This is a genomic window from Pantoea sp. DY-5 (genome assembly GCF_019795955.1).
GTDB lineage: Bacteria > Pseudomonadota > Gammaproteobacteria > Enterobacterales > Enterobacteriaceae > Pantoea > Pantoea leporis.
In genome coordinates this window covers 287650-302563 of record NZ_JAIMIE010000003.1, presented here as the reverse complement: position 1 = coordinate 302563, position 14914 = coordinate 287650, and the positions used below count along the sequence as shown (strand labels likewise).

13 protein-coding genes and 2 tRNA genes are annotated in these 14914 nt (G+C 53.3%); 14 read left to right on the top strand and 1 reads right to left on the bottom strand.

The window, feature by feature from the left end; genetic code table 11:
- Nucleotides 1–131: 131 nt before the first annotated feature.
- From secG to K5Y30_RS12390, 13 genes are all read left to right on the top strand, one after another.
- Complete coding sequence (gene secG / locus K5Y30_RS12450; protein ID WP_007886689.1) at nucleotides 132–467, top strand: preprotein translocase subunit SecG; 336 nt, start codon at nucleotides 132–134, stop codon at nucleotides 465–467.
- Between the two features lie 49 nt (nucleotides 468–516).
- A tRNA-Leu gene (locus K5Y30_RS12445) sits at nucleotides 517–603 on the top strand.
- A 59-nt stretch (nucleotides 604–662) separates the two neighbouring features.
- Nucleotides 663–739 (top strand) — tRNA-Met (locus K5Y30_RS12440).
- Between the two features lie 212 nt (nucleotides 740–951).
- Nucleotides 952–1404, top strand: coding sequence for a ribosome maturation factor RimP (gene rimP / locus K5Y30_RS12435; protein ID WP_137386838.1), 453 nt, complete (start codon nucleotides 952–954; stop codon nucleotides 1402–1404).
- A 24-nt stretch (nucleotides 1405–1428) separates the two neighbouring features.
- Nucleotides 1429–2916, top strand: coding sequence for a transcription termination factor NusA (nusA, locus tag K5Y30_RS12430; protein WP_101762251.1), 1488 nt, complete (start codon nucleotides 1429–1431; stop codon nucleotides 2914–2916).
- A gap of 17 nt (nucleotides 2917–2933) precedes the next feature.
- Entirely contained in the window at nucleotides 2934–5624 is a 2691-nt protein-coding gene (infB, locus tag K5Y30_RS12425; RefSeq protein ID WP_064737725.1) for a translation initiation factor IF-2, read from the top strand.
- A gap of 65 nt (nucleotides 5625–5689) precedes the next feature.
- Nucleotides 5690–6097 carry a 30S ribosome-binding factor RbfA gene (rbfA, locus tag K5Y30_RS12420; protein ID WP_101762250.1) on the top strand — a complete coding sequence of 136 codons (408 nt, stop codon included), beginning with the start codon at nucleotides 5690–5692 and terminating at the stop codon, nucleotides 6095–6097.
- Entirely contained in the window at nucleotides 6097–7041 is a 945-nt protein-coding gene (truB, locus tag K5Y30_RS12415; protein WP_222211609.1) for a tRNA pseudouridine(55) synthase TruB, read from the top strand. The genes rbfA and truB overlap by 1 nt, the downstream gene beginning before the upstream one ends.
- Before the next feature lie 133 nt (nucleotides 7042–7174).
- Nucleotides 7175–7444 (top strand): 30S ribosomal protein S15, encoded by a 270-nt coding sequence (gene rpsO / locus K5Y30_RS12410; RefSeq protein WP_036620269.1) that lies wholly within the window; start codon nucleotides 7175–7177, stop codon nucleotides 7442–7444.
- A gap of 309 nt (nucleotides 7445–7753) precedes the next feature.
- Nucleotides 7754–9892 carry a polyribonucleotide nucleotidyltransferase gene (gene pnp, locus K5Y30_RS12405; RefSeq protein WP_101762248.1) on the top strand — a complete coding sequence of 713 codons (2139 nt, stop codon included), beginning with the start codon at nucleotides 7754–7756 and terminating at the stop codon, nucleotides 9890–9892.
- A gap of 129 nt (nucleotides 9893–10021) precedes the next feature.
- Nucleotides 10022–10906, top strand: coding sequence for a lipoprotein NlpI (nlpI, locus tag K5Y30_RS12400; RefSeq protein WP_008104288.1), 885 nt, complete (start codon nucleotides 10022–10024; stop codon nucleotides 10904–10906).
- Nucleotides 10907–11010: 104 nt separating this feature from the next.
- Nucleotides 11011–11067 (top strand): protein YrbN, encoded by a 57-nt coding sequence (gene yrbN / locus K5Y30_RS24950; protein WP_098053093.1) that lies wholly within the window; start codon nucleotides 11011–11013, stop codon nucleotides 11065–11067.
- A 16-nt stretch (nucleotides 11068–11083) separates the two neighbouring features.
- Nucleotides 11084–12994: a DEAD/DEAH family ATP-dependent RNA helicase gene (locus tag K5Y30_RS12390; RefSeq protein WP_137385063.1), complete on the top strand. Its 1911-nt coding sequence runs from the start codon at nucleotides 11084–11086 to the stop codon at nucleotides 12992–12994.
- A 69-nt stretch (nucleotides 12995–13063) separates the two neighbouring features.
- Here the strand turns inward: K5Y30_RS12390 and K5Y30_RS12385 are convergent, their stop codons facing one another.
- Nucleotides 13064–13810: an SDR family NAD(P)-dependent oxidoreductase gene (locus tag K5Y30_RS12385; RefSeq protein ID WP_222211607.1), complete on the bottom strand. Its 747-nt coding sequence runs from the start codon at nucleotides 13808–13810 to the stop codon at nucleotides 13064–13066.
- 183 nt (nucleotides 13811–13993) lie between these two features.
- On the opposite strand from K5Y30_RS12385, the gene K5Y30_RS12380 reads away from it, so the two are divergent.
- Complete coding sequence (locus K5Y30_RS12380) at nucleotides 13994–14911, top strand: AraC family transcriptional regulator (protein ID WP_137385065.1); 918 nt, start codon at nucleotides 13994–13996, stop codon at nucleotides 14909–14911.
- Nucleotides 14912–14914 lie beyond the last annotated feature (3 nt).

Genomic DNA, 14914 nt, shown 5'->3' with positions numbered 1-14914 from the left:
AAATTGCACTTGCAGAGGTATGTGCCTTTGGTTAGTATTCACACCCGCTTCTGATGGGTGATGACGAGACTCCCCATCGATATTGGTTGAAGCTTTAACTGTGCAGATACGCGCAAGGAAACAGGTTGATTATGTACGAAGCTCTGTTAGTTGTTTTCCTTATTGTAGCGATTGGCCTCGTGGGTTTGATCATGCTGCAGCAAGGCAAAGGCGCTGATATGGGAGCCTCATTCGGTGCAGGCGCTTCTGGTACGCTGTTCGGTTCAAACGGGTCTGGCAACTTTATGACTCGCATGACCGCGGTACTGGCTACGCTGTTCTTCATCATCAGCCTGGTTCTGGGTAACCTGAACAGTAATAAAACAGCCAAAGGTAGCGAGTGGGATAACCTCACTGCGCCGGCGCAGTCTGAACAGCAGACTCAGCCAGCTAAACCGGCAACGCCGGGCAATGATATCCCGCAGTAAGATCGTCAACGCTGTAGTGCGATAAAACAACGTCGCAGTCTAGTGATGTACCGAGGTGGTGAAATTGGTAGACACGCTACCTTGAGGTGGTAGTGCTCGAAAGGGCTTACGGGTTCAAGTCCCGTCCTCGGTACCAAATCTCAGTTTAACTTGCATTTTTTGCAAGGTCGGCGTATTATTCGCCACGTTTTCGGACGCGGGGTGGAGCAGCCTGGTAGCTCGTCGGGCTCATAACCCGAAGGTCGTCGGTTCAAATCCGGCCCCCGCAACCACTTTCCCTTAGAGTTCTTTTTCAAATATACTGTATGCATCGACGGACGCAATCTCAGTGATTTTTGAAAAAAATTCTTTTGGATTGTGCTCCGAAGCCGCTATGCGGCGTACAGGGTCCAGTCACAAAAAGCCCCGAATATTCGGGGTTTTTTGTTATCAGGAAATCGAAACACTGGGCTATAGGCCCTTTTTTTATGTCTTGGGGGTGGGCTTGTCCACATTAGAGCAAAAATTGACAGAGTTGATCTCTGCTCCAGTAGAAGCGCTTGGCTACGAATTAGTCGGTATTGAGTTTATTCGTGGTCGCACATCAACCCTGCGCATCTATATTGATAGTGAAGAGGGTATCAATGTTGATGATTGCGCCGATGTTAGCCACCAGGTTAGCGCAGTAATGGATGTGGAAGATCCAATTACCGTGGCTTACAACCTTGAAGTTTCCTCGCCGGGTCTCGAACGTCCTCTTTTCACTGCTGAACACTATGCACGTTTTGTCGGTGACGAGGTGAGCCTGGTACTACGCATGGCCGTACAAAACCGCCGTAAATGGCAGGGTATCATCAAGTCTGTTGAAGGCGAGATGATCACGGTGACCGTTGAGGGTAACGATGAAGTGTTCGCGCTGAGCAACATTCAGAAAGCGAACCTGGTCCCCCACTTTTAAAAGTCCGGATTGAGGCTAACCAGGATGAACAAAGAGATCTTAGCTGTAGTAGAAGCCGTTTCTAACGAAAAAGCCCTGCCGCGTGAGAAAATCTTCGAAGCGCTGGAGAGCGCTTTGGCCACTGCGACCAAAAAGAAGTATGAGCAAGAGATCGAAGTGCGTGTCAGCATAGATCGCCGCAGCGGCGATTTCGACACCTTCCGTCGCTGGCAGATTGTAGAAGAAGTCACGCAGCCGACTCGCGAGATCACGCTGGATGCAGCCCGTTATGAAGACGAAGCGTTCAATCTGGGCGAATTTGTCGAAGATCAGATTGAATCTGTCACCTTCGACCGTATCACCACCCAAACTGCTAAGCAGGTTATCGTACAAAAAGTACGTGAAGCTGAGCGTGCAATGGTGGTTGATCAGTTCCGTCAACACGAAGGCGAAATCATCACCGGCGTGGTGAAGAAAGTGAACCGTGACAACATTTCACTGGACCTCGGCAGCAATGCTGAAGCCGTGATTTTGCGTGAAGACATGCTGCCGCGTGAAAACTTCCGTCCAGGTGACCGTATCCGCGGTGTGCTGTATGCCGTTCGCCCTGAAGCGCGTGGCGCGCAGCTGTTCGTCACCCGTTCTAAACCAGAAATGCTGATCGAGTTGTTCCGCATTGAGGTGCCAGAAATTGGCGAAGAAGTTATCGAGATCAAAGCGGCAGCGCGCGATCCGGGTTCACGCGCCAAAATCGCGGTGAAGACCAACGATAAACGTATTGATCCAGTGGGCGCTTGCGTCGGTATGCGCGGTGCGCGTGTCCAGGCGGTTTCGAGCGAGCTGGGTGGCGAGCGTATCGACATTGTGCTGTGGGACGACAACCCGGCGCAGTTCGTTATCAACGCCATGGCGCCAGCCGATGTGGCGTCAATTGTGGTGGATGAAGACAATCACACCATGGATATCGCTGTTGAAGCCGGCAATCTGGCTCAGGCGATCGGCCGTAACGGCCAAAACGTGCGTCTGGCTTCCCAACTGAGCGGTTGGGAACTAAACGTGATGACCGTCGATGATCTGCAGGCTAAGCACCAAGCTGAAGCCCATGCAGCGATCGATATGTTCACCAAACATCTCGACATCGACGAAGAGTTCGCCACCATTCTGGTGGAAGAGGGCTTCTCTTCGCTGGAAGAATTGGCTTATGTGCCAATCAACGAGCTGCTGGAAATCGACGGCCTCGATGAAGAGACCATTGAAGCCCTGCGTGAACGAGCAAAAAATGCGTTAACCACCCTGGCATTAGCGAAAGAAGAGAGCCTTGGTAATCAGGAGCCCGCTGAGGATCTTCTGAATCTTGAGGGCTTGGATCGTGCGCTGGCGTATCGCCTGGCGTCGAAAGGCGTTTGCACGCTGGAAGATCTCGCTGAGCAAGGTGTTGACGATCTGACAGATATTGAAGGGCTGGATGACGAGAAAGCCGGTGCGCTGATTATGGCTGCACGTAATATCTGCTGGTTCGGCGATGACGCGTAATAACAGGAAGGAACAGCATGACAGATGTAACCGTAAAATCGCTGGCCGCCGAAATTCAGACCCCGGTCGATCGCCTGGTACAGCAATTTGCTGATGCAGGGATTCGTAAGTCTGAAAACGATGCGGTATCCCAGCAAGAGAAAGAAACCTTACTGTCTCACCTGAATCGTGAGCACGGTCAGACCGGTTCAAGCAAGCTGACTTTGCAGCGCAAGACGCGCAGCACCTTGAATATTCCCGTCACCGGGGGTAAAAGTAAGTCGGTACAAATCGAAGTCCGCAAAAAGCGCACATACGTGAAAGGCGATGCAGAGTCTGAGCAAGCTCAGGCAGAAGCAGAAGCCGAGGCGCAGCGTGAAGCGGAAGAGCAGGCGCGTCGCGAGGCGGAAGAACAAGCCCGTCGCGAAGCTGAACAGAAAGCGCAACGTGAAGCCGAAGACAAAGCCAAGCGCGAAGCCGCTGACAAGGCTAAACGTGAAGCAGCGGAAAAAGAGAAATTGACTAATCAACCTACCGATGTAGTAGCCAAGGCTGCGCAATCTGATAAAGCCCGTCGTGAAGCAGAAGCTGCCGAACTGAAACGTAAAGCAGAAGAAGAAGCACGCCGTAAGCTGGAAGAAGATGCGCGCCGCGTGGCTGAAGAAGCCCGCCGCCTGGCTGAAGAGAAAGGCGCTGAATGGGCAAAACCTGAAGAAGAGGATAAAGGCGATTATCACGTCACTACCTCTACTCACGCCCGTCAGGCAGAAGACGAGAACGATCGCCAGGTAGAAGCTGGCCGTGCACGTGCTCGCACCACCAAAGCGGCTCGTCCGGTTAAGAAAGGCAACAAGCATTCTGAAGCTAAAACCGATCGCGAAGAAGCGCGTGCTCAGGTGCGTGGCGGCAAAGGCGGTAAGCATCGTAAGCCAAGCACCCTGCAGCAGGGCTTTAACAAGCCGGCTCAGGCGGTTAACCGCGATGTTGTCATCGGTGAAACCATCACCGTTGCTGAACTGGCCAACAAAATGGCGATCAAAGGTTCTCTGGTCGTTAAAGCGATGATGAAGATGGGCGCCATGGCGACCATCAACCAGGTTATCGATCAAGAAACCGCTCAGATGGTTGCGGAAGAGATGGGTCACAAAGTGATCCTGCGCCGTGAGAATGAGCTGGAAGAAGCGGTAATGGACGATCGTGACACCGATGCTGCGCAGGAAAGCCGTGCGCCAGTCGTCACCATCATGGGTCACGTTGACCACGGTAAAACCTCCCTGCTTGACTACATTCGTTCAACGAAAGTGGCATCAGGCGAAGCGGGCGGTATTACCCAGCACATTGGTGCTTACCACGTTGAAACTGACAACGGTATGATCACCTTCCTCGATACCCCGGGACACGCCGCGTTTACCGCAATGCGTGCTCGTGGTGCGCAGGCCACGGATATCGTTATCCTGGTTGTGGCTGCTGACGATGGCGTGATGCCTCAGACCGTTGAAGCTATCCAGCATGCGAAAGCAGCCGGTGTGCCAGTGGTTGTTGCGGTTAACAAAATTGATAAGCCTGATGCTGATCCAGACCGCGTTAAGAACGAACTGACCCAGTACGGAATTCTTCCGGAAGAGTGGGGCGGTGAGAACATGTTCGTTAACGTCTCTGCGAAAGCCGGTACCGGTATCGACGACCTGCTGAATGCGATTCTGCTGCAAGCTGAAGTTCTGGAACTGTCTGCTATCCGTGAAGGTATGGCCAGCGGCGTGGTGATTGAATCGTTCCTCGACAAAGGTCGTGGCCCGGTTGCTACCGTGCTGGTACGTGAAGGTACGCTGAACAAAGGCGATATCGTGCTGTGCGGCTTCGAATATGGCCGTGTACGTGCGATGCGTGACGAACTGGGTCGTGAAGTACTGGAAGCGGGTCCATCCATTCCAGTCGAAATCCTCGGTCTGTCCGGTGTGCCGGCTGCGGGTGATGAAGCGACTGTAGTACGTGATGAGAAGAAAGCGCGTGAAGTTGCACTGTATCGTCAGGGCAAATTCCGCGAAGTTAAGCTGGCGCGTCAGCAGAAGTCTAAGTTGGAGAACATGTTCGCCAACATGACTGAAGGCGAAGTGTCTGAGCTGAACATCGTGCTGAAATCTGACGTACAGGGTTCTGTCGAAGCCATCTCTGATTCGCTGCTGAAACTCTCTACCGACGAAGTGAAAGTACGCATTATCGGTTCAGGCGTGGGTGGTATCACCGAAACCGACGCCACGCTGGCTGCAGCATCCAACGCCATCATTCTCGGCTTCAACGTGCGTGCTGATGCATCTGCTCGCCGCGTGATTGACGCTGAAAACGTTGACCTGCGTTACTACTCCGTCATCTATAATCTGATTGACGAAGTGAAAGCTGCGATGAGCGGTATGCTGGCTCCAGAGTTCAAACAGCAGATTATCGGTCTGGCTGCAGTACGTGACGTGTTCAAATCACCGAAATTTGGTGCCATCGCGGGCTGTATGGTCACTGAAGGTATCATCAAACGTCACAACCCAATCCGCGTACTGCGTGACAACGTGGTTATCTATGAAGGCGAGCTGGAATCTCTGCGTCGCTTCAAAGATGACGTCAACGAAGTTCGTAACGGCATGGAATGTGGTATTGGCGTGAAGAACTATAACGACGTTCGCGTTGGCGATATGATCGAAGTGTTCGAAGTGATTGAAATTAAACGCACCATCGATTGATCATCATTTGATGTGTTGCAATTTGGGAGGCCTCTGGCCTCCCGAATTATTTGGGAGAAAGAATAATGGCAAAAGAATTTGGCCGCCAACAGCGCGTTTCTCAGGAGTTGCAGAAAGAGATCGCAATTATCCTGCAGCGCGAAATTAAAGATCCACGTCTCGGTATGATGGTGACGGTTTCGGGCGTCGAAGTGTCGCGCGATCTTGCCTATGCCAAGGTGTTTGTGACCTTTTTGAATGATAAAGATGAAGAAGCAGTGCAAAACGGCCTGAAGGCGCTGAAAGAAGCCTCTGGCTATATCCGCACGCTGGTAGGTAAAGCGATGCGCCTGCGCATCGTGCCGGAGCTAACCTTCTTCTACGACAACTCGCTGATCGAAGGTATGCGCATGTCGAACCTGGTCAGCAACGTTATTAAGAGCGATGTTGAGCGTCGTGGCGATAGCCCGGCGGAAGATGACAAGGAGGACTAATGAGTCGTCCTCGTCGTCGCGGTCGCGACGTCCACGGTGTGTTTCTGCTGGATAAGCACCAAGGCGCATCTTCCAATGATGTGCTGCAGAAAATAAAACGTCTGTTCAACGCGAACAAAGCGGGCCACACCGGCGCCCTCGATCCTCTGGCGACCGGCATGCTGCCGGTTTGCCTCGGCGAAGCCACCAAGTTTTCGCAGTATCTGCTCGATTCGGACAAGCGTTATCGCGTCATTGCTCGCCTGGGTGAACGCACCGATACGTCTGATGCCGACGGTAATATTGTTGAGACGCGTCCGATTACTTTTGATCAGGCGGCACTGGATGCAGCGCTGGACTATTTTCGTGGCGACACCATGCAGGTGCCGACCATGTTCTCCGCGCTGAAGTATCAGGGACGCAAGCTTTACGAGTACGCACGTGAAGGCATAACCGTGCCGCGTGAAGCGCGCCCGATCAAAGTTTTTGAGCTGCAGTTTATTCGCTGGGAAGGTGATGAACTGGAGCTGGAGATTCACGTCTCTAAAGGCACTTACATCCGCACTATCATCGACGATCTCGGTGAACGGCTTGGCTGCGGTGCGCACGTTATCATGCTGCGTCGTTTGCAGGTGGCGCGTTATCCGATCGAAAGAATGGTGACGCTGGAGCAGCTGCAGGAAGTGGCGGCCACCGTCAACATGGCGGAAACGCCGGATTACAGTGCGCTCGATGCGTTATTGCTGCCGATGGATAGTCCGGCAGAAGAGTTCCCGATAGTGAATTTGCTGCCTACGGTGGCGGCTTATTTCAAACAAGGTATGCCGGTTCAGGTGGCGGATGCGCCGGAACAGGGATTGGTGCGCGTGACGGAAGGTGATGAGCAAAAATTCATTGGTATGGCCGAAATCGCCGACGATGGACGCGTGGCGCCGCGTCGTCTGGTGGTAGAATTTCCTGCGTAATCAAGCCTCCCGCATTTGACCTAACGGCGCATTTGCGTTGCTATCAGGCGAAGAGTAGAATGGCGCGGCTTTAAAAGCGGGCTGCTGAATTAGAGATCGGCACCCATACATTCATTATCCAACGGAGTTTATTATGTCTCTAAGCGTAGAAGCTAAAGCAGAGATCGTTGCTAAATACGGTCGTGGTACCAACGACAGCGGTTCAACTGAAGTTCAGGTTGCTCTGCTGACTGCTCAGATTAACCACCTGCAGGGTCACTTCTCTGAGCACAAGAAAGATCACCACAGCCGTCGCGGTCTGCTGCGCATGGTATCTCAGCGTCGTAAGCTGCTGGATTACCTGAAGCGTAAAGACGTTGCTCGCTACACCGGTCTGATCGAAAGCCTGGGTCTGCGTCGCTAAGTCTGAAGAATCTGATCAAGGATGTAGCGCATGCACCATGCAAAAAAACGCATCTGACGATCAGATTTGTGCGAGTTTCGCGAAAAGGGGGCCTTTATGGCCCCTTTTTTCGAGCAATCCGCAGCAATCCGGACCAAACTCATGTATTGTTGCAGAGAGTGATCTTTGCTTGCAGAGGTTCGCGCGGCTAATGAGAGGCTTTACCGCATGGGCGGTTAAGGTTGTCATTAGTCGCGAGGATGCAACTGAAGATCGGTAATCCCCGGCGCGCCAGAATGGGCTGCGCCTCTGAATTTAAGGACTTAAATTTTGCTGAACCCGATCGTACGCAAATTCCAATATGGTCAGCATACCGTCACGCTGGAAACCGGCATGATGGCGCGCCAGGCTACCGCTGCAGTAATGGTGAGCATGGATGACACTGCTGTATTCGTTACTGTTGTTGGCCAGAAAAAAACTAAACCAGGTCAGGATTTCTTCCCGCTGACGGTTAACTATCAGGAGCGTACTTACGCTGCTGGTCGTATCCCGGGTAGCTTCTTCCGTCGTGAAGGCCGTCCAAGCGAAGGCGAAACCCTGATCTCACGCCTGATTGACCGTCCAGTTCGTCCGCTGTTCCCGGAAGGCTTCATTAACGAAGTGCAGGTTATTGCAACCGTTGTTTCTGTTAACCCACAGGTTAACCCAGACATCGTTGCGATGATCGGCGCCTCTGCTGCGCTGGCTCTGTCAGGTCTGCCGTTCAATGGCCCAATCGGCGCAGCGCGCGTGGGTTATATCAACGATCAGTACGTACTGAACCCAACTGCTGATGAAATCAACGAATCACGTCTGAACCTGGTTGTTGCCGGTACCCAGAACGCGGTGCTGATGGTGGAATCAGAAGCTGACATCCTTACTGAAGAGCAGATGCTTGGCGCTGTGGTATATGGCCACGATCAACAGCAGATCGTTATCGAAAACATCAATGCGCTGGTTGCCGAAGCGGGTAAACCACGTTGGGATTGGCAGCCACTGCCAACTAACGATGCACTGATCGCACGCGTTACTGCACTGGCAGAAGCGGGCATCAGCGATGCCTATCGCATCACTGATAAGCAAGAGCGTTACACTCAGGTTGGCGCAGTGAAAGACGCGACCATTGCTGCACTGCAGGCTGAAGATGAAACGCTGGATGCTGGCGATATCGCTGACATCGTTCACGACCTTGAGAAGAGTGTTGTTCGAAGCCGCATCATCCGTGGCGAACCGCGTATCGATGGCCGTGAGAAAGATATGATTCGTGGCCTGGATGTGCGCACTGGCGTACTGCCACGCACGCACGGTTCTTCACTGTTTACCCGTGGTGAAACGCAGGCGCTGGTTACCGCAACATTGGGTACCGCACGTGATGCGCAGAATCTGGATGAGTTGATGGGCGAGCGTACTGATAGCTTCCTGTTCCACTACAACTTCCCTCCATACTGCGTGGGCGAAACCGGTATGGTTGGCTCACCGAAGCGCCGTGAAATTGGTCACGGTCGTCTGGCGAAGCGCGGCGTGCTGGCAGTAATGCCTAAGCAAGCTGATTTCCCCTACACCGTGCGTGTGGTTTCAGAGATCACTGAATCTAACGGTTCTTCTTCAATGGCTTCCGTGTGCGGTGCATCTCTGGCACTGATGGACGCTGGCGTACCGATCAAAGCTGCCGTAGCCGGTATTGCGATGGGTCTGGTTAAAGAAGCCGACAACTTTGTGGTTCTGTCTGACATCCTGGGTGACGAAGATCACCTCGGCGATATGGACTTTAAAGTAGCGGGTAGCCGCGATGGTATCACTGCGCTGCAGATGGATATCAAAATCGAAGGCATCACCCGCGAAATCATGCAGGTTGCTCTGAACCAAGCGAAGGGTGCGCGTCTGCACATTCTGAGCGTGATGGAACAGGCAATCAGCACGCCGCGTCAGGAAATTTCTGAGTTCGCGCCGCGCATTTACACCATCAAAATCAGTTCAGACAAGATCAAAGATGTCATCGGTAAAGGCGGCTCAGTGATCCGTGCGCTGACCGAAGAAACCGGCACCACCATCGAAATCGAAGATGACGGTACCGTGAAGATTGCTGCTACTGATGGCCTGAAAGCCAAAGAAGCCATTCGTCGTATCGAAGAGATCACTGCTGAGATCGAAGTTGGTCGCGTTTACTCTGGTAAAGTGACACGTATCGTTGATTTCGGTGCCTTCGTGGCAATCGGCGGCGGTAAAGAAGGTTTGGTGCACATCTCTCAGATCGCCGACAAGCGCGTAGAGAAAGTGACCGATTACCTGCAGATGGGCCAGGAAGTTCCAGTAAAAGTCATGGAAGTGGACCGTCAGGGCCGTGTACGCCTGAGCATCAAAGAAGCGACAGAGCAGAAACCAGCGGAAGAAGTTGCTACCGCTGCATCTGATGCATCTGACGCCGAGTAAGCGTTTACCGATTTACCTCTCCCTGCTTTGCGGGGAGAGGTGTTTAGATCATCGCGAGGGCGGGAATCCTTGTGCACAGCAGGAGGATGACAGGATGGTTGTCCCAATGTTTGTATTCGGGAGTGGGAAATGAAGCCTTTTTTGCGCTGGTGTTTTGTTGCGACAGCTATCACGCTGGCAGGATGCAGCAACTCCAATTGGCGTAAGAACGAAGTTCTGGCAGTACCTTTGCAGCCCACACTGCAGCAAGAGGTGATCCTGGCGCGAATGGAACAAATTCTTGCCAGTCGTGCCCTGACCGATGATGAACGCGCACAGCTATTATATGAGCGCGGAGTGTTGTATGATAGTTTGGGTCTGAGGGCATTAGCGCGGAACGATTTTTCGCAAGCGCTGTCTATAAGACCAGATATGCCAGAGGTATTTAACTATCTCGGTATATACTTAACGCAGGCAGGCAACTTTGATGCTGCCTATGAAGCGTTTGATTCTGTACTTGAGCTTGATCCAACTTACAACTATGCGCATTTAAACCGTGGTATCGCCCTCTATTACGGCGGTCGATACAAGTTAGCGCAAGATGATCTGCTGGCGTTTTATCAAGACGATCCTAACGATCCATTCCGCAGCCTTTGGCTCTATCTCGTTGAAAGCGATATGGATGCCGACAAGGCAAAAGTTACGCTGAGACAGCGTCATGACAAAGCGGTTCGCGATCAATGGGGATGGAATATTGTCGAGTTCTACCTTGGCGACATCAGTGAAAAAACGCTGATGGAACGTCTCAAGGCGGACGCAACGGATAACACCTCGCTCGCTGAACATCTCAGTGAAACCAACTTCTATTTAGGTAAGTACTACCTAAGTCTGGGGGAGAAGGACGACGCGAAAGCGTTGTTCAAACTGGCGGTGGCCAACAACGTAAATAACTTTGTTGAGCACCGATACGCATTGTTGGAACTGGCGCAACTCGGCCAGACACAAGACGATTTATCAGAATCTGACCAGCAATAGCTGACGAACTTTTATTGCCTGAATACCTGTAAAGTCATCATCTTCAGAGATGAGGGCTTTTCTGTTCGTCAAAACTTCTAATTTGAGCCGGTTCACACTTTTTGATGAAAATGACTGAAAGTTTTCACGACGAGTTATGTAGACTGGCCGCCGCAATCTAAGAGGCACGTGTACTACATGACTGATATTCAAACCACTTTTGCTGACCTTGGCCTGAACGCCGACATCCTCGAATCACTGAACGGTATGGGCTACGTAAAGCCTTCTCCAATCCAGGCTGAGTGTATTCCTCACCTGCTGGCTGGCCGTGACGTGTTGGGTATGGCGCAGACCGGTAGTGGAAAAACTGCGGCTTTCTCACTGCCGCTGCTAAACAACATTGATCCTACTGTTAAAGCACCGCAAATTTTGGTGCTGGCACCTACCCGCGAATTGGCGGTACAGGTTGCTGAAGCCGTCACAGAATTCTCTAAACACATGCGTGGCATTAACGTTGTAGCCCTGTACGGCGGCCAACGTTATGACGTACAGCTGCGCGCACTGCGTCAGGGACCACAAGTTGTTGTGGGTACGCCTGGTCGTCTGCTGGATCACCTGAAGCGTGGCACGTTAGATCTGTCTAACCTGCGCGGTCTGGTGCTGGACGAAGCTGATGAAATGCTGCGTATGGGCTTCATCGAAGACGTTGAAACCATCATGGCGCAGATTCCAGACGGTCATCAGACCGCGCTGTTCTCAGCCACCATGCCAGAAGCGATTCGTCGTATTACCAAGCGCTTCATGAAAGATCCACAGGAAGTGCGCATTCAGTCAAGCCTGACTACGCGCCCAGACATTTCTCAGTCTTACTGGACCGCATACGGCCGTAAAACTGATGCGCTGGTTCGTTTCCTGGAAGCGGAAGATTTCGATGCAGCCATCATCTTCGTGCGTACCAAAAATGCCACGCTGGAAGTGGCCGAAGCGCTGGAGCGCAGCGGTTACAACAGTGCAGCACTGAACGGTGACATGAACCAGGCACTGCGTGAGCAGACGCTGGAGCGTTTGAAAGATGGTCGTCTCGACATCCTGATCGCGACCGACGTTGCAGCACGTGGTCTGGACGTTGAGCGTATCAGTCTGGTCGTAAACTTTGATATCCCGATGGATGCAGAGTCTTACGTTCACCGTATCGGTCGTACCGGCCGTGCTGGTCGTGCAGGTCGTGCGTTGCTGTTCGTTGAGAACCGCGAGCGTCGTCTGCTGCGCAACATCGAACGCACCATGAAGCTGACTATTCCAGAAGTTGAGCTGCCTAACGCAGAACTGCTGGGTGAGCGTCGTCTGGCTAAATTCGCGGCTAAAGTACAGCAGCAGCTGGAAAGCAGCGATCTGGACCAGTACCGCGCACTGCTGAGTAAAATGCAGCCGGGCGAAGATCTGGATATCGAAACGCTGGCCGCAGCACTGCTGAAAATGGCTCAGGGCGAACGTCCACTGATTCTGCCACCAGAAGCACCGCGTCCAGCGCGTCGCGAGTTCAGCGATCGTCCTGACCGTGGTGAGCGTCGCGATTCACGTGATTCTCGTGGTCCACGCGAAAGCCGTGACAGCCGCGATGGCGATCGTCCACGTCGTGAACGTCGTGACGTTGGCGAAATGCAGCTGTACCGCATTGAAGTGGGCCGTGATGATGGTGTTGAAGTTCGTCACATCGTTGGCGCGATCGCTAACGAAGGTGACATCAGCAGCCGTTACATCGGTAACATCAAGCTGTTTGGTACTCACTCAACCATCGAGCTGCCGAAAGGCATGCCGGGCGAAGTGCTGCAGCACTTTACTCGTACGCGTATTCTGAACAAACCGATGAATATGCAGCTGATGGGTGATGCGCCAGTGCACGAGCGTAGCGAACGTCGTCCATCTGCTGGCGGCGAACGTCGTGGCAATGGCGCACCGCGCGGTGATGGTGCTCCACGTGGCGAAGGCGCTCCACGTCGCTTCTCCGAACGTCGTGAAGGTGGCCGTGAAGGCGGACGCTTCAGCCGTGAAGGTGGTCGTGGCCCGCGTCCAGAAGGCGCTGCTGCACCACGTCGTCGTGACGCATAAGCGATAAACGCGAAAAGCAAAAAGGGACGCTAACGCGTCCCTTTTTTTTATGCCTGTGGAAAGTAAATTTTACACGCCACCAGCAATCAGCACGCGTTCACCGCTGACGTAAGCTGACTCTTCTGACGCCAGAAACAGCGCCACCTGCGCCACATCTTCCGGCAAGCCAAATCGTCCGAGCGGCGTTGTCGCTATCAGCTGTGCTTTCAACTCCGGGTGCATCTTCTTCGCCGCCAGCAAACCTTCGGTCAAAATAATGCCGGGTGCTAACGCATTGACGCGAATATTACGTGGCCCAAGCTCGCGTGCGAGGCCCTGCGTTAAGGTATCGATCGCGCCTTTGGTTGCCGCCCAAAGCACCGAGCCGGGCGTGCTGCGTTGGCTATTTAAAGCGCTAAGGTTGATGATGGAACCGCCGCGTGCGGGGAAATGTTTTGCCGCCTGCTGACACACCAGCAAGGTGCCCAGCAGATTCACATTCAGCTGCTGCTGCATCTCGCTGAGGCTAAGCTCGGCAAAGTCACCGTGGTGAAAAATGCCGGCGTTATTCACCACAATATCGGGCGCGCCAAACTGCTCAATGCTGCTAGCGAACAAGCGCTGCACATCGGCCTCGCGTGAAATATCAGCCTGTACGGCGATGGCGTCGCTACCCAACGCCTGAATGTCGGTCACCACATCCGCCGCACCCACTTCGTCCTGAAGATAATTCACCACTACCCGAGCACCGGCCGCCGCGAAAGTCATGGCGATGGCGGCACCAATGCCTTTCGAAGCGCCCGTCACCAGCGCAATTTTGCCTTCAAGTGTTTTCATCGTGTCTCTCCACCTGAGATTTCGGGGAAAATAAAGCATGCGCTGTCCATACAATCGGGTGGTAGCGCAATCCTGCAAGCTTCTTGCACGATCCTGCAAATCTGCTGTTCAAGGACTAGTCGCAGCGCCAACCACAAGCGAGAATATCAAATCAGTGATTTCTTACCGCGGAGCACCGAGCGCATGATTCATCAGGAACAATGGCAGCAGTTGGTGGCAATTATTGCTCGCCACGCACCGCAGGATGGTCGTCACTATTGCCCAATCGATTTTCTCTCTTTCGGCCGCAGTTCTCAGCCCACCAGTTTGGCGCATGTGGCGACCTGGGCGAGCTTTGCCCTGATCGCGCAGGGGCAAAAAGCGCTGCGCATGGGTGATGAAGTGATGCATTACGGGCCGGGCGATTTACTGTTGGTGACGCTTGATATGCCGGTGCAATCCTGCGTGGTCATGGCAACGCCAGAGAAACCGAATCTTGGTGTGGGCATCACCATTAACGAAACGCGTCTGATGCGTTATCTGGAACACTTTCCGCACCATCAACTCGGCAGCACGGCGGTGAGCGAGCGCGGTATCGCCGTGCATAAAGTCGCGCCACCGTTGGTGGATGCGGTGATGCGTTTAGTCGAGTTGCTGGATCACCCGCAGGACATAGCCGCGCTGGCACCGTTGATTGAGCAGGAGATTTTCTATCGTTTGCTGACTGGACCCGAAGGGCCGCGCATTCTCAACATGGCGTTGACGGAACGGCCAGGCAACAAAGTGGCGCGCGCCGCGCGTTGGCTACGCGAAAACTTTCATCAGCCGTTGAAAATGGATTTTCTGGCGAGCAGCGTAGGGATGAGTATTTCGTCGCTGCATCATCACTTTAAAGCGGTAACGGCGATGACGCCGATGCAGTATCAAAAGCAGCTGCGGCTCAACGAGGCGCGGCGTTTGATGTTGATTGAGAAGCTGGATGCCGGCACGGCGGGTTATCGGGTGGGTTATCAAAGTGCTTCGCAGTTCAGTCGCGAATACAGCCGTTTTCACGGTCAGTCACCGGCGCGAGACGTGCGAACCATTGCGGTGGGCCCAGAGTGGTTAAACCCACCGCAATGAGGT